Source organism: Citrobacter sp. CK202 (assembly GCF_030333225.1).
GTDB classification, from domain to species: domain Bacteria; phylum Pseudomonadota; class Gammaproteobacteria; order Enterobacterales; family Enterobacteriaceae; genus Citrobacter_B; species Citrobacter_B koseri.
On sequence record NZ_JAOWGI010000028.1, the window covers coordinates 541,889 to 563,232 of the forward strand.

Here is a 21,344-nt window from a genome sequence, read left to right on the forward strand (position 1 = left end):
TATATCATTTAGAATCTTTAAATAACTCTAAGCCATGAGATGCTCTCCACTTTTTTATTTCCTTAAATATTCCCAAGGGTGAACATTCAATATCATTTGGTGTATTAAAAATCAGTCCATTACCAAGTGGGTGCTGGGTGACTTTGACTACATGTAGTTGTAGGTCATCGATAAATTTACCAAAATCCCTGGCATTTAACCCATGTTTATTCTCAAAAAAGTTAGATAGTAGAGCAATGAACTCTGACTCAGTGTAATCACTTATTTTTTTTCCATTATCTATTAGCATTTTTATGTATTCCTATATGTAAGCGAGGAGTGGTAATGTTTATATTATCCATATTAAACACTTCTCCGCCATGCTGGATTTCTTCTAAGTGATGAAGTTCAAAAGTCGTTCTGCCGCCTACCTGCTCTGAAGGAATAGGATATGGTGCTAACCCCATTCTTATCAGGGTTTGGTTGGATGGTTTAAAATCCTTCATAAGCTCAGGGCATTCTGACACCGCAAGCCAGAATTCTTCTCTGAAATGGTCAAAGTTGCGAAACGTTCTTCCTCGCAGCTTATCTGCCACCTGTGCAGGTATCGGCGCTCCCAGCCCAGAACTGGCGGCCTCAAGCCAACGACTATTTTCGGGTAAAATTTCGCCGTAACCGGTTGCCGTGCCGGGTTGTTTGCGCGGATCTTCACGAAGATAAACATATATCGGCTGAATGCCTGAATCGGTCGGAAAGACCAGAATATAATCGTTAAAATCGGCGGCATCCGGCACCGGGAACGGGGGCGTGGTGTACTCATTTTTGCCATCCGGGATTGGTGTCACCAGAATGGTTGGCTGATCAAGCGGTGGAACATTGCTTCCGGTGTGATTAGGTAAATCACCAGTCACGGGGTTTTCCGGTGTCCAGGTGATTAACGGCCCGTCTATGTCGTGAGCAGGCGTAAATTCATAGAGATGATGTTCATCATTCCACACCATGTTCGCGACGCGGACGTTTTCATAGGGGGTACCTTCCCCTGTATGTACGCCATAGACCTGCGGTGCGCCGTGAGTGTCGGTACCCCAGAAAAAGCGTACCCGGGTGGTGGCGGTACTTCCGGTTAGCGCTTTCTGTCTGAGGGTCTCTTCGTACCAGTATTCATCACGCCCGGGAACGCGCGCGCTGCCTTCGCCAGCAGACGAAATATACAGAGCGGAAGCCAGGGCTCCCACATAAGGTATCGCTCTTGTCGCACTGAGCGTACCGCTAAGCGGCCACTCCCCCCACACCTGCGCCAGTCCGCCCAGAGCCAGCGGCATGGCTGAGGCTTCTGCGGACTGCGTATATCCGCAACAATCATCGACTGAAGATTGTGCAAAGATCGCCATCTGGCCGAAGTTTTCTGCCGGTTCTTCTGTGTTCCCGGCGTCCGTACATCCTTTCGCTTTCAGGCAGGATTTAGCATAGACCGGTGTGATTTTTGGGGGATGTTGGCTGGGGGGCGTGATTTTTATTGCCGCTGGTCTGGGGGAACTTACCGGTTGAGGGCGCTGCGGCATAAACAAGTGGTTATATTCAGCGGGAAATGCCAGGTAGTAAAATTCGGTATTGGCGATGAGGTGTTTGCAAAGAATATAATCATATGATACCGCAATCTCTTCGGTATCCAGCTCATTAAGGGCCACATGCGTTTGAATACTTCTCACAGAAGTATTTCTTAGTTGAATATAATAATAGCGTTCCCATCGGCCCGTTCTGTTTATTCGCCAGAAATCAATTTCAATGAACAGCCTTTCATTATTAGTGATTGCATTACAAAATAGCGGGGTGCTTTTATCGATTAATTTGCTGAATCTGAGTCCCTGAAGGTTAATACCTCTTCCTGTATTACTCAATGCGCTGAATAGCGAAAATACGAAGATCTCGTCTTCATGCCCTTTTTGCCAGCGATTACCTGTTGACGAATATGTTCCACATCCCGCCGAAATGTTTCCTTGTTCTTCACCTGTGATTCTCAGGTAAATAATATCGCCCATTCCATTTAGCCTTTACCTGCATCCAATTGTGTCGGATTAAAGATCTAATGGTTTTAAAGGTCAAATAATGCATTAGCTATTGATGCTATGTGAAAGGAAATAGCTATTTTTTCGGCGGTAATATATTGGGAGTGACTGGAGTAATAAAGGTTATATTGGCAAGATGAATATTGTTGCCAGAGTTTCAGTAAATAATAAAGGCCACCGGTGTTACCCGATGGCCAGGATGATTAACGCTTAATATCAGACTTGAAATCGCGCTTTTCGTAGCCGGTGTACAGCTGACGCGGACGGGCGATTTTCATGCCTTCGCTGTGCATTTCGTTCCAGTGTGCAATCCAGCCCACGGTACGCGCCATCGCGAAGATCACGGTGAACATGGAGGACGGAATGCCCATCGCTTTCAGAATGATGCCGGAGTAGAAGTCTACGTTCGGGTAGAGTTTCTTCTCGATAAAGTACGGGTCGTTCAGCGCGATGTGTTCCAGCTCCATCGCGACTTCCAGCAGGTCATCTTTGGTGCCCAGCTCTTTCAGAACTTCGTGGCAGGTTTCACGCATGACGGTAGCGCGCGGGTCATAGTTTTTGTAAACACGGTGACCGAAGCCCATCAGGCGGAAAGAATCATTCTTGTCTTTTGCCCGGCGAATAAATTCCGGGATGTGTTTAACAGAGCTGATTTCTACCAGCATTTTCAGCGCCGCTTCGTTCGCGCCGCCATGCGCCGGTCCCCACAGGGAGGCAATGCCCGCCGCGATGCAGGCGAACGGGTTCGCGCCGGAGGAGCCTGCGGTACGGACGGTTGACGTCGATGCGTTCTGTTCGTGATCGGCGTGAAGAATCAGAATCCTGTCCATTGCGCGTTCCAGCACCGGGTTAACTTCATAGTTTTCGCACGGTGTGGAGAACATCATGTTCAGGAAGTTGCCGGAATAGGAGAGGTCGTTGCGCGGGTAGACGAACGGTTGACCGATAGAATACTTGTAACACATTGCCGCCATTGTCGGCATTTTGGACAGCAGGCGGAACGCGGCGATTTCACGATGACGCGGATTATTCACATCCATCGAGTCGTGGTAGAACGCAGCCAGCGCGCCGGTGACGCCGCACATAACGGCCATCGGATGCGAGTCGCGGCGAAAACCGTGGAACAGACGGGTAATCTGCTCATGGATCATGGTATGGCGTGTGACGGTGGTTTTGAACTCGTCGTACTCTGCCTGGGTCGGTTTCTCGCCGTACAGCAGGATGTAACATACTTCCAGATAGTTAGACTCGGTAGCCAGTTGGTCAATCGGGAAGCCGCGATGTAACAGAATGCCTTCGTCGCCGTCGATGAAGGTGATTTTGGATTCGCAGGATGCGGTAGAGGTGAAACCTGGATCAAAAGTGAACATCCCCTTTGAGCCGAGACTACGAATATCAATAACGTCTTGACCGAGTGTGCCCTTTAGCACATCCAGTTCAATAGCAGAGTCACCATTTAGGGTGAGTTTTGCTTTTGTATCAGCCATTTACGGTCTCCTTAGCGCCTTATTGCTTAAGACTACTCAGTGAGATTTGCTTCGTTACATAAATCAACCGTTACCAGTTTGTTATTTGGCTCGCCGCTCTGCGAAAGAGGAGAAAACCAGGGTACAGAGCAATGGGCGCTTGCAGGTAAAAACAGTTAACTTATGGCGAATTAGCAACAAATCAACAACTTAGCAATCCGAATTATTAAACCTGACTATCACTAATAACTGTCCTGAATAAATTGGTCAATACCGCCACACTGTTACATAACTTATTAGCAGGTGAAAGAGTGACCCCATAACTTTTGCGCATTATATGCCTTTTCTGGTGTTGTTTGTAACAACTTTGTTTAATGTTTGTCAAATCAGATGATTAAAAATTAAATAAATGTTGTTATCGTGACCTATGTCACTGTTCGGGATAAAACCCGACAAACTATATGTAGGTTAATTGTAATGATTTTGTGAACGTCCTATACTGCCGCCAGGTCTCCGGAATACCCTGCAATCCCGAGCCACCCAGCGTTGTAACGTGTCGTTTTAGCAACTGGAAGCAGTGTTTTACATGACGCGCAGTTATAGAAAGGACGCTGTCTGACCCGCAAGCAGACCGGAGGAAGGAAATCCCGTCGTCTTTCTGGCTACAGGTAGATTCACCCTCTGTACCCGAAGTCCAAAGGGAATAATAAGAACAGCATGTGGGCGTTATTCATGATAAGAAATGTGAAAAAACAAAGACCTGTCAATCTGGATCTGACAACGATCCGGTTCCCAATCACGGCGATAGCGTCCATTCTCCATCGCGTTTCTGGAGTGATCACCTTCGTGGCGGTCGGGATTCTGTTGTGGTTATTGGGCACCAGCCTCTCTTCCCCTGAAGGATTCCAGCAGGCATCCGCCATCATGGGGAGCTTCTTTGTTAAATTTATTATGTGGGGCATCCTCACCGCGCTGGCGTATCACGTCGTGGTCGGTATTCGTCACATGATGATGGATTTTGGCTATCTGGAAGAAACATTCGAAGCGGGTAAACGCTCAGCCAAAATCTCTTTTGTTATCACTGTCGTGCTTTCACTTCTCGCAGGAGTCCTCGTATGGTAAGCAACGCCTCCGCATTAGGACGCAATGGCGTACATGACTTCATCCTGGTCCGTGCTACCGCTATCGTTCTGACCCTCTACATCGTTTATATGGTGGGCTTTTTCGCAATAAGCGGCGAGCTGACCTTTGATGTCTGGAGCGGTTTCTTCTCATCGGCATTCACCAAAGTCTTCACCCTGCTGGCACTTTTCTCCATCTTGATTCATGCCTGGATCGGCATGTGGCAGGTGTTGACCGACTACGTTAAACCTCTGGCCCTGCGCCTTGTGCTACAGCTGGCAATCGTTGTTGCGCTGGTGGTTTACGTCATTTATGGATTTGTTGTGGTGTGGGGTGTGTAATGAAACTGCCAGTCAGAGAATTTGATGCTGTTGTTATTGGCGCAGGCGGCGCAGGTATGCGCGCAGCGCTGCAAATTTCCCAGAGCGGCCAGACCTGTGCGCTGCTCTCCAAAGTCTTCCCAACCCGTTCCCATACCGTATCCGCACAAGGTGGCATCACCGTGGCGCTCGGTAATACCCATGAAGATAACTGGGAATGGCACATGTACGATACCGTAAAAGGGTCGGACTACATCGGCGACCAGGACGCGATTGAATATATGTGCAAAACCGGCCCGGAAGCGATTCTGGAACTGGAGCACATGGGGCTGCCTTTCTCCCGTCTTGACGATGGCCGTATCTATCAGCGTCCGTTCGGCGGCCAGTCGAAAAACTTCGGCGGCGAACAGGCGGCGCGTACCGCAGCAGCGGCTGACCGTACCGGTCACGCGCTGTTGCACACGCTGTACCAGCAGAATCTGAAAAACCACACCACCATTTTTTCTGAATGGTATGCGCTGGATCTGGTGAAAAACCAGGATGGCGCGGTAGTGGGGTGTACCGCGCTGTGTATCGAAACCGGCGAAGTGGTCTACTTCAAAGCGCGCGCAACCGTGCTGGCGACCGGCGGCGCAGGCCGTATTTACCAGTCCACCACTAACGCTCATATCAACACCGGCGACGGCGTGGGTATGGCGCTGCGTGCCGGTGTTCCGGTGCAGGATATGGAAATGTGGCAGTTCCACCCGACCGGCATTGCGGGCGCGGGCGTGCTGGTGACAGAAGGCTGCCGTGGTGAAGGCGGTTATCTGCTGAATAAACATGGCGAGCGCTTTATGGAGCGCTATGCCCCGAACGCGAAGGACCTGGCCGGTCGTGACGTGGTCGCGCGTTCTATTATGATCGAAATCCGTGAAGGTCGCGGCTGCGACGGCCCGTGGGGGCCGCACGCGAAACTGAAGCTCGACCATTTGGGTAAAGAAGTGCTCGAATCCCGTCTGCCGGGTATCCTCGAATTGTCCCGTACCTTTGCGCACGTTGACCCGGTTAAAGAGCCGATCCCGGTTATTCCAACCTGTCACTACATGATGGGCGGTATCCCGACCAAAGTGACCGGTCAGGCGCTGACCGTGAACGAGCAGGGTGAAGACGTGGTGATTCCTGGCCTGTTCGCGGTGGGTGAGATCGCCTGCGTATCCGTACATGGCGCTAACCGTCTGGGCGGCAACTCGCTGCTTGACCTGGTGGTCTTCGGACGTGCGGCCGGTCTGCATTTGCAGGAGTCCATCGCCGAGCAGGGCGCGCTGCGTGACGCCAGCGAGTCTGACATTGAGGCCTCTCTGGAACGTCTCAACCGCTGGAACAACAACCGTGACGGCGAAGATCCGGTGGTTATCCGTAAAGAGTTGCAGGAATGTATGCAGCACAACTTCTCGGTATTCCGTGAAGGCGACGCGATGGCGAAAGGGCTTGAGCAACTGAAGGTGATCCGCGAGCGTCTGAAAAACGCCCGTCTGGATGATACCTCCAGCGAGTTCAACACCCAGCGCGTCGAGTGTCTGGAGCTGGACAACCTGATGGAAACGGCTTACGCAACTGCGGTATCCGCCAACTTCCGTACCGAAAGCCGTGGCGCGCATAGCCGCTTCGACTTCCCGGATCGCGATGATGAAAACTGGCTGTGCCATTCCCTGTATCTGCCAGAGACGGAATCCATGACGCGTCGTAGCGTCAATATGGAACCGAAACTGCGCCCGGCATTCCCGCCGAAGATTCGTACTTACTAATGCGGAGACAGGAAAATGAAACTCGAGTTTTCGATTTATCGCTATAACCCGGATGTTGATGACGCTCCGCGTATGCAGGATTACACCCTGGAAGGCGAAGAAGGGCGTGACATGATGCTGCTGGATGCGCTGATGCAGCTGAAAGAGAAAGATCCCAGCCTCTCTTTCCGTCGCTCATGCCGTGAAGGCGTGTGCGGTTCAGATGGCCTGAACATGAACGGCAAAAACGGCCTGGCGTGTATTACGCCGGTTTCGGCGCTACACCAGCCGGGTAAGAAGATTGTTATCCGTCCGCTGCCCGGTTTACCGGTTATCCGCGATTTGGTGGTAGACATGGGGCAATTCTACGCACAATATGAGAAGATTAAGCCTTACTTATTGAATAATGGGCAAAATCCACCCGCTCGTGAGCATTTACAGATGCCTGAGCAGCGTGAAAAACTCGATGGGCTGTATGAGTGTATTCTTTGTGCGTGCTGTTCAACGTCGTGTCCGTCGTTCTGGTGGAACCCGGATAAGTTTATCGGCCCGGCAGGCCTGTTAGCGGCGTATCGTTTCCTGATCGATAGCCGTGATACCGAGACCGACAGCCGCCTGGAAGACCTGAGCGATGCATTCAGCGTATTCCGCTGTCATAGCATCATGAACTGCGTCAGTGTATGTCCTAAGGGGCTGAACCCGACGCGCGCCATCGGCCATATTAAGTCGATGTTGTTGCAACGCAGTGCGTAAATAATAACGCCGGTAAGCGCAGTAAATGACAGTCCCGTAGGCCGGATAAGGCGTTGGCGTCGCCATCCGGCATATATTGCCCGATGGCGCTACGCTTATCAGGTCTACGGGGCCACCACCGGTTTGAAATGCAGGAAACCTTTAAAAACTGCCCTGATGGTTAGACAGTTTCTAAAGGTTCCTTCGCGAGCCGCTACACAGAGAAGAGCTCGCAAGTGAACCCCGGCACGCACAGCAATGTGCGTGGTAGTATCCACGGCGAAGTAAGCATACAGAATGCTTAAGGGATCACGATGCAGAACAGCGCTTTGAAAGCCTGGTTGGACTCTTCTTACCTCTCTGGCGCAAACCAGAGCTGGATAGAACAGCTCTATGAAGACTTCTTAACCGATCCTGACTCGGTAGACGCTAACTGGCGTTCGACGTTCCAGCAGTTACCTGGCACCGGAGTCAAACCGGATCAATTCCATTCAAAAACGCGTGATTATTTCCGTCGTCTGGCGAAGGATGCCTCACGTTACTCTTCTTCGATTTCCGACCCTGACACCAATACGAAGCAGGTCAAAGTCCTGCAACTTATCAACGCTTATCGTTTCCGTGGTCACCAGCATGCGAATCTCGATCCGCTGGGACTGTGGGAGCAAGAAAACGTGGCGGATCTGGACCCCTCTTTCCACGATCTGACAGAGGCCGATTTCCAGGAAAGCTTTAACGTAGGTTCTTTTGCGATTGGCAAAGAGACGATGAAGCTGGGCGAACTTATTTCCGCGCTCAAACAAACATACTGCGGCCCGATTGGCGCCGAGTATATGCACATCACCAGCACCGAAGAGAAACGCTGGATTCAGCAGCGTATCGAATCCGGCCGCGCCGCCTTCAGCGCGGAAGAGAAAAAACGCTTCCTCAACGAACTGACCGCCGCCGAAGGGCTGGAGCGTTATCTGGGGGCGAAATTCCCGGGGGCGAAACGCTTCTCGCTGGAAGGCGGCGATGCGTTAATCCCGATGCTCAAAGAGATGATCCGCCATGCGGGCAACAGCGGCACCCGCGAAGTGGTGCTGGGTATGGCGCACCGTGGTCGTCTGAACGTGCTGGTCAACGTGCTGGGTAAAAAACCGCAGGATCTGTTCGACGAATTTGCGGGCAAACATAAAGAACACCTCGGCACCGGCGACGTGAAGTACCACATGGGCTTCTCGTCTGATATCGAAACCGAAGGCGGTCTGGTTCACCTGGCGCTGGCGTTTAACCCGTCGCACCTGGAAATCGTCAGTCCGGTAGTGATCGGTTCCGTGCGCGCCCGTCTGGATCGTCTGGATGAGCCGAGCAGCAATAAAGTGCTGCCAATCACCATTCACGGTGACGCCGCAGTGACGGGCCAGGGCGTGGTTCAGGAAACCCTGAACATGTCCAAGGCGCGTGGTTACGAAGTGGGCGGTACGGTGCGTATCGTCATCAACAACCAGGTGGGCTTTACCACCTCCAACCCGCTGGATGCGCGTTCCACCCCATACTGCACCGACATCGGCAAGATGGTTCAGGCGCCGATTTTCCACGTTAACGCGGATGACCCGGAAGCGGTGGCTTTCGTTACCCGTCTGGCGCTGGACTTCCGTAATACCTTTAAACGCGATGTCTTCATCGATCTGGTGTGCTACCGCCGTCACGGCCATAACGAAGCCGACGAGCCGAGCGCAACCCAGCCGCTGATGTACCAGAAAATCAAAAAGCATCCGACGCCGCGTAAACTCTACGCCGACAAGCTGGAAGCGGACAAGGTCGCTACGCTGGAAGACGCCACTGAAATGGTCAACCTCTACCGCGATGCGCTGGATGCAGGCGAATGCGTGGTGAAAGAGTGGCGTCCGATGAACATGCACTCCTTCACCTGGTCGCCGTACCTCAACCATGAATGGGATGAGAGCTACCCGAACAAGGTGGAAATGAAGCGTTTGCAGGAACTGGCTAAACGCATCAGCACGGTGCCGGAAGCGGTAGAAATGCAGTCGCGCGTCGCCAAAATTTACGGCGATCGTCAGTCGATGGCCGCTGGCGAGAAGCTGTTCGACTGGGGCGGCGCGGAAACGCTGGCCTACGCCACGCTGGTTGATGAGGGGATTCCGGTGCGTCTGTCCGGCGAGGACTCCGGTCGCGGCACCTTCTTCCACCGTCATGCGGTGATTCATAACCAGGCAAATGGTTCCACGTATACGCCGTTGCAGCACATTCATAACGGTCAGGGCACCTTCCGCGTCTGGGACTCCGTCCTGTCTGAAGAAGCGGTACTGGCGTTCGAATACGGTTATGCCACCGCTGAACCGCGCACCCTGACCATCTGGGAAGCGCAGTTCGGCGACTTCGCCAACGGCGCGCAGGTGGTGATCGATCAGTTCATCTCCTCCGGCGAGCAGAAATGGGGGCGGATGTGCGGTCTGGTGATGCTGCTGCCGCACGGCTACGAAGGGCAGGGGCCGGAGCACTCCTCCGCGCGTCTGGAACGTTATCTGCAACTTTGCGCTGAGCAGAACATGCAGGTTTGCGTCCCGTCCACCCCGGCGCAGGTTTACCACATGCTGCGTCGTCAGGCGCTGCGCGGTATGCGCCGCCCGCTGGTTGTTATGTCGCCGAAGTCGCTGCTGCGTCATCCGCTGGCGGTCTCCAGCCTGGACGAACTGGCCAACGGCGCCTTCCAGCCAGCGATTGGCGAGGTTGATGAGCTCGATCCGCAAGGCGTGAAGCGCGTGGTGATGTGTTCTGGTAAGGTTTATTACGACCTGCTGGAACAACGCCGTAAAAACGATCAGAAAGATGTCGCCATTGTGCGCATTGAACAGCTCTACCCGTTCCCGCACAAAGCGGTTCAGGAAGCGCTGAAACCGTACGCCCACGTACATGATTTTGTCTGGTGCCAGGAAGAACCGCTCAACCAGGGCGCATGGTACTGTAGTCAGCATCATTTCCGTGAAGTGATTCCATTTGGGTCTGCTCTGCGTTACGCAGGTCGCCCGGCCTCCGCCTCCCCGGCGGTAGGGTATCTGTCCGTTCACCAGAAACAGCAACAAGATCTGGTTAATGACGCGCTGAACGTCGATTAATTAAAGGATAAATAATGAGTAGCGTAGATATTCTTGTTCCCGACCTGCCTGAGTCCGTAGCGGACGCAACCGTTGCGACCTGGCACAAAAAACCGGGCGATAGTGTCCAGCGTGATGAAGTGCTGGTAGAAATCGAAACTGACAAAGTGGTACTGGAAGTACCGGCATCGGCTGACGGCATTCTGGATGCGGTTCTGGAAGATGAAGGTACGACGGTAACGTCTCGCCAGATCCTGGGTCGCCTGCGTGAAGGCAACAGCTCCGGTAAAGAGACCAGCGCCAAATCCGAAGAGAAAGCGTCTACGCCGGCGCAGCGCCAGCAGGCGTCGCTATCCGAGCAGAACAACGATGCCCTCAGCCCGGCGATCCGCCGTCTGTTGGGTGAACACAATCTCGACGCCAGCGCCATCAAAGGCACGGGCGTAGGCGGTCGCATCACGCGCGAAGATGTGGAAAAACATCTGGCGAAGGCACCGGCGAAAGCGGAAGCCAAAGCGCCGGAAGCCGCGCCTGCCGCACAGCCTGCGCTTGGCGCTCGCAGTGAAAAACGCGTCCCGATGACCCGTCTGCGCAAGCGCGTAGCCGAGCGTCTGCTGGAAGCGAAAAACTCCACCGCGATGCTGACCACTTTCAACGAAGTCAACATGAAGCCAATCATGGATCTGCGTAAGCAGTACGGCGACGCGTTTGAAAAACGTCACGGCATTCGTCTGGGCTTCATGTCCTTCTACGTGAAAGCGGTGGTTGAAGCGCTGAAACGCTACCCGGAAGTGAACGCCTCCATTGATGGCGACGACGTGGTGTATCACAACTACTTCGACGTCAGCATGGCGGTTTCCACGCCGCGTGGTCTGGTAACGCCGGTACTGCGTGATGTCGATACCCTCGGCATGGCGGATATCGAGAAGAAAATCAAAGAACTGGCCGTGAAAGGGCGTGACGGTAAGCTGACGGTGGACGATCTGACCGGCGGTAACTTCACCATCACCAACGGTGGCGTGTTCGGCTCGCTGATGTCTACCCCGATCATCAACCCGCCGCAGAGCGCAATCCTCGGCATGCATGCGATCAAAGATCGTCCGATGGCGGTAGATGGCAAGGTTGAGATCCTGCCGATGATGTACCTGGCGCTGTCTTACGATCACCGTCTGATCGATGGTCGTGAATCAGTGGGCTTCCTGGTCGCCATTAAAGAGCTGCTGGAAGATCCGACGCGTCTGCTGCTGGACGTGTAGTCACTTTTTAGTGTCACCTGCCCTGTAGGCCGGATAAGGCGCTGGTGAGATGCCTGATGGCGACGCAGCCGCGTCTTATCAGGCCTACAGGTTTAAAGATAACGATTACCTGAAGGATGGACAGAACACATGAACTTACATGAATATCAGGCAAAACAACTTTTTGCCCGCTATGGCTTACCGGCGCCGGTGGGTTATGCCTGTACTACTCCGCGTGAAGCAGAAGAAGCCGCTTCAAAAATCGGCGCGGGTCCGTGGGTAGTAAAATGTCAGGTTCACGCAGGCGGCCGTGGCAAAGCGGGCGGTGTGAAGGTTGTTAACAGCAAAGAAGAGATTCGCGCGTTCGCGGAACACTGGCTGGGTAAACGCCTCGTGACCTACCAGACAGACGCGAACGGTCAACCGGTCAACCAGATTCTGGTTGAAGCGGCGACCGATATCGATAAAGAGCTGTATCTTGGCGCGGTTGTTGACCGCAGCTCCCGCCGCGTGGTCTTTATGGCCTCCACCGAAGGCGGCGTGGAAATCGAAAAAGTGGCGGAAGAGACCCCGCACCTGATCCACAAAATCGCCCTCGATCCGCTGGCGGGTCCAATGCCGTATCAGGGCCGCGAACTGGCGTTCAAACTGGGTCTGGAAGGTAAGCAGGTTCAGCAATTTACGAAGATCTTTATGGGTCTGGCAACCATTTTCCTTGAGCGCGATCTGGCGCTGATCGAAATCAACCCGCTGGTGATTACTAAGCAGGGCGATCTGATCTGTCTCGACGGCAAATTGGGCGCTGACGGCAACGCGCTGTTCCGCCAGCCGGATCTGCGTGAAATGCGCGACCAGTCTCAGGAAGACCCGCGTGAAGCGCAGGCGGCGCAGTGGGAACTGAACTACGTGGCGCTGGACGGCAACATCGGCTGCATGGTTAACGGCGCAGGTCTGGCGATGGGCACGATGGACATCGTTAAACTGCACGGCGGCGAACCGGCTAACTTCCTCGACGTAGGCGGCGGCGCGACCAAAGAGCGCGTAACCGAAGCGTTCAAAATCATCCTCTCTGACGACAACGTGAAAGCGGTTCTGGTTAACATCTTCGGCGGTATCGTCCGTTGCGACCTGATTGCCGACGGTATCATCGGCGCGGTAGAAGAAGTGGGTGTTAGCGTACCGGTTGTTGTACGTCTGGAAGGCAACAACGCCGAACTCGGCGCGAAAAAACTGGCTGACAGCGGCCTGAATATTATTGCAGCGAAAAGTCTGACGGATGCAGCTCAGCAGGTTGTTGCCGCAGTGGAGGGGAAATAATGTCTGTTTTAATCGATAAAAACACCAAGGTTATCTGCCAGGGCTTTACCGGTAGCCAGGGGACTTTCCACTCTGAACAGGCGATTGCTTACGGCACGCAGATGGTGGGCGGCGTAACGCCAGGCAAAGGCGGCACCACGCATCTGGGTCTGCCGGTGTTCAATACCGTGCGTGAAGCGGTAGAAGCCACTGGCGCCACCGCAACGGTTATCTACGTTCCGGCGCCGTTCTGCAAAGACTCCATTCTGGAGGCTGTCGACGCGGGCATCAAACTGATTATCACCATCACTGAAGGTATCCCGACGCTGGATATGCTGACCGTGAAAGTCGCGCTTGACGAAGCGGGCGTGCGCATGATCGGCCCGAACTGCCCGGGCGTGATCACCCCTGGCGAGTGCAAAATCGGCATCATGCCGGGCCACATCCACAAGCCGGGCAAAGTGGGCATCGTGTCCCGCTCCGGTACGCTGACCTATGAAGCGGTTAAGCAGACCACTGACTACGGTTTCGGCCAGTCCACCTGTGTGGGTATCGGCGGCGACCCGATCCCGGGCTCTAACTTCATCGATATCCTGAAACTGTTCCAGGAAGATCCGCAGACTGAAGCGATCGTGATGATCGGTGAGATCGGCGGTAGTGCGGAAGAAGAGGCGGCGGCATACATCAAAGAACACGTAACCAAGCCGGTTGTCGGTTACATCGCGGGCGTCACCGCGCCGAAAGGCAAGCGTATGGGGCACGCGGGCGCGATTATCGCGGGTGGTAAAGGTACGGCGGATGAGAAATTCGCCGCGCTGGAAGCCGCAGGCGTGAAAACCGTTCGTAGCCTGGCGGATATCGGCGAAGCGCTGAAAGCCGTAATGAAGTAATTCTCAAAAAGCAGCAATAAGGCCCGACTCCTTCGTGCGACAGGGGAATACCTGAAGCGTGAAGGATGCAGGGCTGGTCCGTTTTCGACATGGTTGGTCACCTTCTGGTGACCTTTTTTTTGCCTGTTTTGCCGCTTAACCGTGTTGAAAATAAGCATCTTGCTGCGGTAAACGTTTACCCGCGCTTATTGTTATTAATATCATCCTGCCAGCAGGTGACGAACAGAAAATTATCAGACACATAAACAGTCGCTTTCTGTTATGCCGCGTGTTAAATCCTCCTTAAATAAACCACAAATAATATTGATTCACCTCGCAACATTTTTTCTCCATAAAACAAGTTAACATGAAAAATTATTAAGAACTTATTAGCACTATTTGCCTGTAATTAACCGTGTTTAAATTGTGTTTATTGTCTGGGTTGAGTATTATTGCTTAATATTTAAACACTGGCAGTGTGCGTAAATCATGGAGTGGATCAATGACATTAGCGGAGAAAATAAAATATAACTCTCGGGGATAATCTGGAGGGGTTGCATTAATTTTTTATAAATTAAACTATTTTTGTACGCTGCATATGGAAGACGTTATGAGAGGAAAGATACCCAAGACCGAATTACTGGTGACTTTTGAAGTGGTGGCGCGTCACGAAAGCTATACCCGGGCAGCAGAAGAGTTGGCGTTGACTCAGAGTGCCGTGTTCCGGCAGGTGAATGCGCTGGAGGATTTTTTACATACCTCGTTATTTAACCATGCTAAAAAGCGAATTTTTTTAAATGCAGCCGGTAAGCATTATCTGAGCATTGTTAAAGAAACACTTAACAAACTTGAACGCGATACCAATACGATAATGACCTGGCAACCCACCGTTCAGGTCATTGAGCTGGCGGTGAACCCAACGTTCAGTACCCACTGGCTGATTCCGAATTTACGTGAATTTAATAAAATAAATCCTGACATTATCGTTAATATTCATTCGCTGGCGAATATTGGCGATTTTCTTAACCGTGAGTATGACGCCGCCATTATGCGGGAAGATTTTTGCTCGCCCTGGTCAGAGGTGGAGTATTTATTTGAAGAGGAAATTTTACCCGTATGCAGTGGCAGCCTTTTACCTCAGCCGAATCAAAAACTGACCGTAGAAGAGTTGCTCAATGAATTTCCTCTTTTGCATCAAAGTACGCGCATCAAAGGCTGGCAGGAATGGTTCGCGCTGTCGGATATCAACAGTCCGCTGGTGAATAAAGGCCCGCGCTTTGATTTATTGTCGATGCTGATTGCCGCCGTGCGTTCTAATCTGGGCGTGGCGCTATTGCCCCGGTTTGCGATCCAGCACGATCTGGATAACGGTGAGATGGTGATTCCCTGCGATGTGCCGATGCGTACAGGGAACCGGTTTATTATGACGTGGCGCGAAGAAAAAGCGGAATCCCGGTATTTACAGATCTTCCGTGACTGGCTGCTGCAAAAATCGGTAATCTCAGCGGTGGAGCGCTGATGCCGGATGGCGGCCGGTGGCCTTATCCGGCCTACAAACGGTGAGAACTGATGCCGGATGGCGGCCGGTGGCCTTATCCGGCCTACAAACGGTGAGAACTGATGCCGGATGGCGGCCGATGGCCTTATCCGGCCTGCAAGCGGTGAGCGCTGACGCCGGATGGCGGCCAATGGCCTTATCCGGCCTACAAACGGTGAGGACTGATGCCGGATGGCGGCCGGTGGGCCTTATCGGGCCTACAAGCGGTGAGAACTGATGCCGGATGGCGGCCAATGACCTTATCCGGCCTACAAGTGGTGAGGACTGTAGGCCTGATAAGCGCAGCGCCATCAGGCAAAGGCGCGGTTACCAGTCTATCCCCGCCTGCGCCTGAATGCCGCTATCGAATGCATGCTTCACCGGGCGGACTTCGCTAACCGTATCGGCGAGTTCCAGTAACTGCGTATGACACCCGCGACCGGTAACGATCACGCTCTGCTGTTCGGGACGATTCACAATCGCGGCAATCACGTCCTGGGTGTCCAGGTAGTGATAAGCCAGCATGTATGTCAGTTCATCCAGCACCACCAGATCGTAACGCGGGTCGGCGAGCATACGCCTGCCTTCCTGCCAGACGGCTTCCGCCGCCTGTATATCCGCTTCCCGATCCTGCGTCTCCCAGGTAAAACCGGTGCCCATAATGTGAAACTCAACGCCAAGCGGTTGCAGCGTGTTGTATTCACCGTTATCCCACTGACCTTTAATAAATTGCGCGACGCCAACGGTTTTGCCGTGACCGACCGCGCGGGTTGCGGTGCCAAAGGCCGCCGTCGATTTTCCTTTACCGTTCCCGGTGAAAACAATCAGGACTCCTTTCTGTTCCGTGGCCGCCGCCACACGGGTGTCCACCTGTTCTTTCAGTTTTTGCTGCCGCTGGCGGTGCCTGTCAGTATTGGCTCGCGCTTCCATAAATGCTCCTTAATGTCCTGCCGGACAGGTCGCGCAGCGATGTTGCTGCTCAAACTGGCTGAAGAAGTTATTGCCTTTATCATCCACCAGCACAAAGGCGGGCAGGTTTTTGACCTCCATCATCCACACGGCTTCCATCCCCAGTTCGGGATACTCAAGGCAGCGCAAGCTTTTAACGTACTGCTGCGCCAGAAGCGCGGCGGCGCCGCCAATGCTGCCAAGATTGAAGCCGCCATGCTTGTGGCAGGCCTCGGTCACTTGCTGACTGCGGTTGCCTTTCGAAAGCATGATCAAACTGCCGCCCGCCGCCTGGAAGGCGTCAACATAGCCGTCCATGCGCCCGCCGGTGGTCGGGCCGAGCGAGCCGCAGGCCTGTTTTTCCGGCGTTTTGGCTGGCCCCGCGTAATAAACAATGTGATTTTTCATGTAGTCCGGCATCGGTTCGCCGTTATCCAGACGCTCTTTAATTTTGGCGTGTGCGATATCGCGGGCGACGACAATCGGGCCGTTCAGCGACAGTCGGGTGCCGACAGGCAGCGTGGAAAGGTTATGCAGGATCTCGCGCAGCGGACGGTTGAGATCGAGCTGTACGGTCTGGGCGCTGTTTTCCACGCGCAGGGATTCAGGAATAAATTTTCCCGGATTGTGTTCGAGTTTTTCCAGCCAGATGCCGCGCTTGTTGATCTTCGCTTTAATATTGCGGTCGGCAGAGCAGGAGAGCGCCATTGCGATGGGGCAGGAACCGCCGTGGCGCGGCAGGCGGATAACGCGGATATCATGAGCGAAATATTTGCCGCCAAACTGTGCTCCGATGCCAAACTCGCGGCTGGCATTGAGCAGGGTTGTTTCCAGCGCCGTGTCGCGAAACGCCTGGCCCAGCTCGTTTCCGCTGGTCGGCAGGGTGTCGTAATATTTGGTTGAGGCCAGCTTCGCCACTTTCAGCGCCTGGTCGGCAGACAATCCGCCAACCACAAAAGCGATGTGGTAGGGCGGGCAGGCTGCTGTTCCCAGCGAACGCATTTTTTCGATCAGGAAAGCGGTGAGTTTTTCGGGTTGCAGAATAGATTTGGTTTCCTGAAACAGCGCCGCTTTGTTGGCGGAACCGCCGCCTTTATTGACGAAGAGAAACCGATATTCGTCACCCGGCGTCGCGCTGATATCAATCTGGGCGGGCAGGTTGGTTTGGGTATTCACCTCGGTGTACATGTCCAGCGGGGCGTTCTGGGAGTAGCGTAAGTTATTTTCCTGGAAAGTGATGTACACGCCTTTGCTCAGGGCTTCGGCATCGTCGCCGCCTGTCCAGACGTGCTGACCTTTGCCCGCCACAATGGTTGCCGTTCCTGTGTCCTGGCAGTTTGGCAGTACGCCTTTCGCCGAGACTTCGGCATTGCGTAACAGTTGCAGCGCGACGTACTTATCATTACTGCTGGCCTGCGGATCGTGCAGGATGCTAGCAATCTGCTTCAGATGCGCGGTGCGCAGGAAAAACGAGGCTTCATAAAATGCCTGTTGGGCCAGCAGAGTCAGCGCTTCAGGCGCGACTTTGATAACCTCTTCACCGTCTAACTCCGTTACCGTAATGTGCTTGTCGCTGAGTAATTCATATTCCGTCGTATCTTTGCTTTGAACAAACGGTTCCTGCCAGACAAATGGTTTAGACATATTAACTTCTCACCTTTAAGTTATTTTTGCCGGACGGCTGTCCGGCCTACAACAATGCGCAAACCGTAGGCCGGATAAGCGTTAGCGCCATCCGGCATCGCTGTGGTATCAGGACATCGCCACTTCTGAGTGTTCGGTTGCCGGGCGCTCCTGTTCCGGGGTTTTGACCGGCGCTTTGCCACGGCAGCCTGCGCCGAAGTGCTCGCCTTCCCAACGACCGACAATCGCCGCACCCATCGCATTACTCATCACGTTGGTGGCAGAACGGCCCATATCGAGGAACGGATCGACGCCCATCAGCAGGATCAGACCGGCTTCTGGAATGTTGAATTGGTTGAGGGTAGCGGCGATAACCACCATTGACGCACGCGGCACGCCTGCCATTCCTTTGGAGGTCAGCATCAGAATCAGCAGCATGGTGATCTGCTCGCCCATGCTCAGTTCAATGTTGCACGCCTGGGCGATAAACACGGTGGCAAACGAGCAGTAGGCCATTGAGCCGACGAGGTTAAAGGAGTAACCGATAGGCAGTACGAAGCTGGCAATCTTGGAAGAGACGCCAAACTTCTCCAGTTTGTCCAGCGTACCGGGGAAAGCCGCTTCCGAGCTGGACGTGGTAAAGGCCAGCAGCGCGGGTTCGAAGATTGCTTTGGTCAGACGACTGATGCACGGCCCGACAATCATTGTTGACAGGCCAATCAGGATCGCCCACAGCATCCCCAGCGTCAGGTAGAACTCGCCCATGAAGATCCCGGCGCTGACCATCACGCCCAGACCGCGTTCAGCAATCAAACCTGAGATGGCGGCAAAGACGGTCAGCGGCGCAAACAGCATCACGTAACCTGTCAGCTTCAGCATGACGTGCACCAGCGAGTCGAGCACTTTAACGATGGCGGCGCCTTTTTCACCAACAGCGGCCAGGCTGCAACCGAGGAAAATGGAGAACACCACAATTTGCAGGATCTCGTTGCGCGCCATCGCATCGATAATGCTGGTGGGCACGGCGTGCGAGATAAAGACTTTCAGCGTGAAGGGTTCAGACTGCACGGCGGCAACCGCGCCTGCGTCGTGTGCCACAAAGTTAATGCCTGCGCCTGGCTGGAACATATTGACGATGACCAGACCCAACGCAATAGACAACAATGAGGCGCAAATAAACAGGAAAAAGGTTTTAGAGAATATACGCCCCAGCGTTTTGGCATCGCCCATTTTGGCGATCCCCACCACTAACGTTGAAATAACCAGGGGGGCAATAATCATTTTTACCATGCGCAAAAATATGGTGGTAAAAATAGAGATGTCCTGGGCGTACGATTTTGCTGTTTCAGCCGATGCCATATTATTAATGGCCACCCCGGCAATCATGCCGAGTATCAGGCCTAATATGATCATTTTGGTTAAACTTATTTTTTTCATGTTTGCTCCATCGGATAATGGTTGGAGAATAATGTGTAGGGCAGCGCATACCCGAACGCAGACAACCGCTCAGGTACGCGCTTGTTATGACCAACCGCATGAATAATCAGGAAAACAGTGATACAGCAAAATCCTGTATCCTGATGGCTGTTGTTGTATTGTTATGACTACAAGTCGAAGGTAATACTTAATAGCGGCGCGTGTTGCTGCGCGCCATAAACATCATTGTCACCAACGTTGCCGGAAATAATATCGCGCGGCATGACAATTTTTACCGCATTTGCCGGATCAAACCAGACAATGCGATGAATAAAATCAGGCTCGACGTTATATAAACGGGCAATAAGCTGCGGCGTTAATTGTTCCGATGCTTTTACCCGCTGATAGTCTTCCCGGGTTTTAAACAAAATATCTAAAACCAGTTCGTACGGTCCGGCGTTTTTGGAACGAATCACCTGCGCCAGTGAGCAAATAGAGTGTTTCATGCCTGAACTCCTTCCGGCGTCACCTGTTCGAGGTGGAAATCAAATTGCAGCGCGTCGCTCGCTTCAATCAGGTGATAGATTGAAAACTCATACACTGGCCCGCTTTGAATATCGGAAGGCGAGAACGGGAAGGCGAGGTTGCCCGCCGTTGCAATCCGGTTTTCATAGCCGTAGTGCAGGAGGGTGGAACGCACCAGCGAACAGACGCTGTTGGCGATATCCTGCGTCGGCGCGACCACGTCGAGCAATATGCCCAGTTCGTGCCCGGCGCTCTGCATCGGTTCGTGATTGCCCATCACCCCGTTCTTACCGTACAGGTGGAACGTCATGCGGATGCTGTCATCATTCAGCGAGAGGTTACGCGCCACGCTGGTTTTCACCTCTTCGAGAATGGTGTCAATGCTGGCAATCATGATCGGGTCGCGCGTCCCGGCGATGGTCAGACAGCGGAAGCCCACCTGACGCGCGCCTTCCAGTTTCAGCGCGTACGGCGTCTCTTCGTGACGGGAACCGCTGACGTAGACCTCGCCCTCGTTGACCGCTTTGAAGCTGCACCCTTTCAGATTCAGCACGCCGCCCGGCCCCGGCAGGTAGTACGGATCGGATTTCTCATACAGGGTGTGCGCCGCCGCAGAGGTTTCGGTGAACTTGCGCTTTGGATTGAACGTTTTGAGCGTAAAGCCGTTATCGTCAATGATCCCCATTGCGCAGTCGGAACCGGAACCCGGCGTCGCGGCGATGGCCGCGCACTCAAGGATCTTACCGCAGTGCAGCGCCAGACCTTCATCAAAGCCCTGCATGATCGGCAGCGCCGCGAAGCAGGCCGGATCGTAAGCGCGTCCGCCCAGCACCACCTGCGCACCGGCTTTCAGCGCCCGCTGGAAAGGTTCGATGCCCATTTGCGCGACGATATAGGTGCTTTGGTCGATCGCGTCGTGGGTCAGTTCCGGGACGAAATCCAGCGCGGTGATTTTGCCGTTATCCAGCGCCTGGTGAACGATCGCTTTATCAACATCTGACGGGATAAGCGCCATCGAGAACGACAGCTTCTCTTCCTGCGCAATCTCAAGGATTATCTGGCGACACCACTCCAGATGCGGCGCCGCGCCGGAACCTCCGGCAGTGCCGATCACCACCGGGATGTCGTTTTTCACGCCTGCGGTAATCATATAGCGCAGATCGCGTTTCACTCCCGCCCTGTCGGTAAAGGGTTTCCCTGCCCCCAGGTAGTGGGGGCCAGGATCGGAGGAACCGGCGTCAACGGCGATCAGATCCGGCGACTCCTCCATCGCTTTGCGAAAGCTCTCTTCCGGGAAGCCATAACCCAGAATGGCCGTCGGCGATAAGATCTTAAATGTGCGTGCCATT

The 21,344-nt window shown here is 53.6% G+C and carries 18 protein-coding genes; 9 read left to right on the forward strand and 9 right to left on the reverse strand.

The window, feature by feature from the left end; translation table 11 throughout:
* Positions 1–4: 4 nt before the first annotated feature.
* From OGX84_RS18655 to OGX84_RS22865, 4 genes are all read right to left on the reverse strand, one after another.
* Positions 5–289, reverse strand: a complete 285-nt coding sequence (locus OGX84_RS18655) for a bacteriocin immunity protein (RefSeq protein WP_012133282.1) — start codon at positions 287–289, stop codon at positions 5–7.
* Positions 276–2,018 (reverse strand): type VI secretion system tube protein TssD, encoded by a 1,743-nt coding sequence (gene tssD, locus OGX84_RS18660; RefSeq protein ID WP_286458286.1) that lies wholly within the window; start codon positions 2,016–2,018, stop codon positions 276–278. Before tssD ends, OGX84_RS18655 begins: the two co-directional genes overlap by 14 nt.
* A 230-nt stretch (positions 2,019–2,248) precedes the next feature.
* Entirely contained in the window at positions 2,249–3,532 is a 1,284-nt protein-coding gene (locus OGX84_RS18665) for a citrate synthase (protein ID WP_012133280.1), read from the reverse strand.
* 205 nt (positions 3,533–3,737) lie between these two features.
* The gene (locus OGX84_RS22865) at positions 3,738–3,845 is read right to left on the reverse strand and encodes a hypothetical protein (protein ID WP_418222314.1); all 108 of its coding nucleotides are present in this window, start codon (positions 3,843–3,845) and stop codon (positions 3,738–3,740) included.
* Between the two features lie 383 nt (positions 3,846–4,228).
* Between OGX84_RS22865 and sdhC the strand changes: the two genes are divergently transcribed.
* The 9 genes from sdhC (at position 4,229) to OGX84_RS18710 (ending at position 15,465) form a co-directional block, all read left to right on the forward strand.
* Positions 4,229–4,633 carry a succinate dehydrogenase cytochrome b556 subunit gene (gene sdhC, locus OGX84_RS18670; protein ID WP_047458089.1) on the forward strand — a complete coding sequence of 135 codons (405 nt, stop codon included), beginning with the start codon at positions 4,229–4,231 and terminating at the stop codon, positions 4,631–4,633.
* Positions 4,627–4,974 carry a succinate dehydrogenase membrane anchor subunit gene (gene sdhD / locus OGX84_RS18675; protein WP_012133278.1) on the forward strand — a complete coding sequence of 116 codons (348 nt, stop codon included), beginning with the start codon at positions 4,627–4,629 and terminating at the stop codon, positions 4,972–4,974. The genes sdhC and sdhD overlap by 7 nt, the downstream gene beginning before the upstream one ends.
* Positions 4,974–6,740, forward strand: a complete 1,767-nt coding sequence (gene sdhA, locus OGX84_RS18680) for a succinate dehydrogenase flavoprotein subunit (RefSeq protein WP_112002183.1) — start codon at positions 4,974–4,976, stop codon at positions 6,738–6,740. The genes sdhD and sdhA overlap by 1 nt, the downstream gene beginning before the upstream one ends.
* Before the next feature lie 15 nt (positions 6,741–6,755).
* Entirely contained in the window at positions 6,756–7,472 is a 717-nt protein-coding gene (gene sdhB / locus OGX84_RS18685; RefSeq protein ID WP_012133276.1) for a succinate dehydrogenase iron-sulfur subunit SdhB, read from the forward strand.
* A 293-nt stretch (positions 7,473–7,765) separates the two neighbouring features.
* Complete coding sequence (gene sucA / locus OGX84_RS18690; protein WP_012133275.1) at positions 7,766–10,567, forward strand: 2-oxoglutarate dehydrogenase E1 component; 2,802 nt, start codon at positions 7,766–7,768, stop codon at positions 10,565–10,567.
* Positions 10,568–10,581: 14 nt separating this feature from the next.
* On the forward strand, positions 10,582–11,802 hold the full coding sequence (gene odhB, locus OGX84_RS18695) for a 2-oxoglutarate dehydrogenase complex dihydrolipoyllysine-residue succinyltransferase (protein ID WP_047458082.1): 1,221 nt from the start codon (positions 10,582–10,584) through the stop codon (positions 11,800–11,802).
* A 129-nt stretch (positions 11,803–11,931) separates the two neighbouring features.
* Positions 11,932–13,098, forward strand: coding sequence for an ADP-forming succinate--CoA ligase subunit beta (gene sucC / locus OGX84_RS18700; RefSeq protein ID WP_012133271.1), 1,167 nt, complete (start codon positions 11,932–11,934; stop codon positions 13,096–13,098).
* A complete protein-coding gene (sucD, locus tag OGX84_RS18705; RefSeq protein WP_012133270.1) occupies positions 13,098–13,967 on the forward strand; it encodes a succinate--CoA ligase subunit alpha in 870 nt (289 codons plus the stop codon). The genes sucC and sucD overlap by 1 nt, the downstream gene beginning before the upstream one ends.
* A 589-nt stretch (positions 13,968–14,556) precedes the next feature.
* Positions 14,557–15,465: a LysR family transcriptional regulator gene (locus OGX84_RS18710; protein ID WP_024130527.1), complete on the forward strand. Its 909-nt coding sequence runs from the start codon at positions 14,557–14,559 to the stop codon at positions 15,463–15,465.
* Between the two features lie 345 nt (positions 15,466–15,810).
* On the opposite strand, the gene cobO is transcribed toward OGX84_RS18710, so the two are convergent.
* The 5 genes from cobO to OGX84_RS18735 all read right to left on the reverse strand — a co-directional run bounded on the left by cobO (position 15,811) and on the right by OGX84_RS18735 (position 21,343).
* The gene (cobO, locus tag OGX84_RS18715; RefSeq protein ID WP_012133266.1) at positions 15,811–16,413 is read right to left on the reverse strand and encodes a cob(I)yrinic acid a,c-diamide adenosyltransferase; all 603 of its coding nucleotides are present in this window, start codon (positions 16,411–16,413) and stop codon (positions 15,811–15,813) included.
* A 9-nt stretch (positions 16,414–16,422) separates the two neighbouring features.
* Positions 16,423–18,075 (reverse strand): class I fumarate hydratase, encoded by a 1,653-nt coding sequence (locus OGX84_RS18720; RefSeq protein ID WP_112002184.1) that lies wholly within the window; start codon positions 18,073–18,075, stop codon positions 16,423–16,425.
* A 108-nt stretch (positions 18,076–18,183) separates the two neighbouring features.
* Positions 18,184–19,491: a dicarboxylate/amino acid:cation symporter gene (locus OGX84_RS18725; RefSeq protein ID WP_012133264.1), complete on the reverse strand. Its 1,308-nt coding sequence runs from the start codon at positions 19,489–19,491 to the stop codon at positions 18,184–18,186.
* Positions 19,492–19,658: 167 nt separating this feature from the next.
* A complete protein-coding gene (locus tag OGX84_RS18730) occupies positions 19,659–19,976 on the reverse strand; it encodes a DUF4387 domain-containing protein (RefSeq protein WP_012133262.1) in 318 nt (105 codons plus the stop codon).
* Entirely contained in the window at positions 19,973–21,343 is a 1,371-nt protein-coding gene (locus OGX84_RS18735; protein WP_047458076.1) for an acyclic terpene utilization AtuA family protein, read from the reverse strand. The genes OGX84_RS18730 and OGX84_RS18735 overlap by 4 nt, the downstream gene beginning before the upstream one ends.
* Position 21,344: the final 1 nt, after the last annotated feature.

Coding starts and splice junctions, on each gene's coding strand:
- sdhA (WP_112002183.1), top strand. CDS start 4,974: ATGAAACTGCCAGTCAGAGAATTTGATGCTGTTGTTATTGGCGCAGGC.
- sucA (WP_012133275.1), top strand. CDS start 7,766: ATGCAGAACAGCGCTTTGAAAGCCTGGTTGGACTCTTCTTACCTCTCT.
- OGX84_RS18665 (WP_012133280.1), bottom strand. CDS start 3,532: ATGGCTGATACAAAAGCAAAACTCACCCTAAATGGTGACTCTGCTATT.
- OGX84_RS18710 (WP_024130527.1), top strand. CDS start 14,557: ATGAGAGGAAAGATACCCAAGACCGAATTACTGGTGACTTTTGAAGTG.
- odhB (WP_047458082.1), top strand. CDS start 10,582: ATGAGTAGCGTAGATATTCTTGTTCCCGACCTGCCTGAGTCCGTAGCG.
- tssD (WP_286458286.1), bottom strand. CDS start 2,018: ATGGGCGATATTATTTACCTGAGAATCACAGGTGAAGAACAAGGAAAC.
- OGX84_RS18720 (WP_112002184.1), bottom strand. CDS start 18,075: ATGTCTAAACCATTTGTCTGGCAGGAACCGTTTGTTCAAAGCAAAGAT.
- sucC (WP_012133271.1), top strand. CDS start 11,932: ATGAACTTACATGAATATCAGGCAAAACAACTTTTTGCCCGCTATGGC.
- OGX84_RS18735 (WP_047458076.1), bottom strand. CDS start 21,343: ATGGCACGCACATTTAAGATCTTATCGCCGACGGCCATTCTGGGTTAT.
- sdhC (WP_047458089.1), top strand. CDS start 4,229: ATGTGGGCGTTATTCATGATAAGAAATGTGAAAAAACAAAGACCTGTC.
- sdhD (WP_012133278.1), top strand. CDS start 4,627: ATGGTAAGCAACGCCTCCGCATTAGGACGCAATGGCGTACATGACTTC.
- OGX84_RS22865 (WP_418222314.1), bottom strand. CDS start 3,845: ATGCGCAAAAGTTATGGGGTCACTCTTTCACCTGCTAATAAGTTATGT.
- cobO (WP_012133266.1), bottom strand. CDS start 16,413: ATGGAAGCGCGAGCCAATACTGACAGGCACCGCCAGCGGCAGCAAAAA.
- sucD (WP_012133270.1), top strand. CDS start 13,098: ATGTCTGTTTTAATCGATAAAAACACCAAGGTTATCTGCCAGGGCTTT.
- OGX84_RS18655 (WP_012133282.1), bottom strand. CDS start 289: ATGCTAATAGATAATGGAAAAAAAATAAGTGATTACACTGAGTCAGAG.
- OGX84_RS18725 (WP_012133264.1), bottom strand. CDS start 19,491: ATGAAAAAAATAAGTTTAACCAAAATGATCATATTAGGCCTGATACTC.
- OGX84_RS18730 (WP_012133262.1), bottom strand. CDS start 19,976: ATGAAACACTCTATTTGCTCACTGGCGCAGGTGATTCGTTCCAAAAAC.
- sdhB (WP_012133276.1), top strand. CDS start 6,756: ATGAAACTCGAGTTTTCGATTTATCGCTATAACCCGGATGTTGATGAC.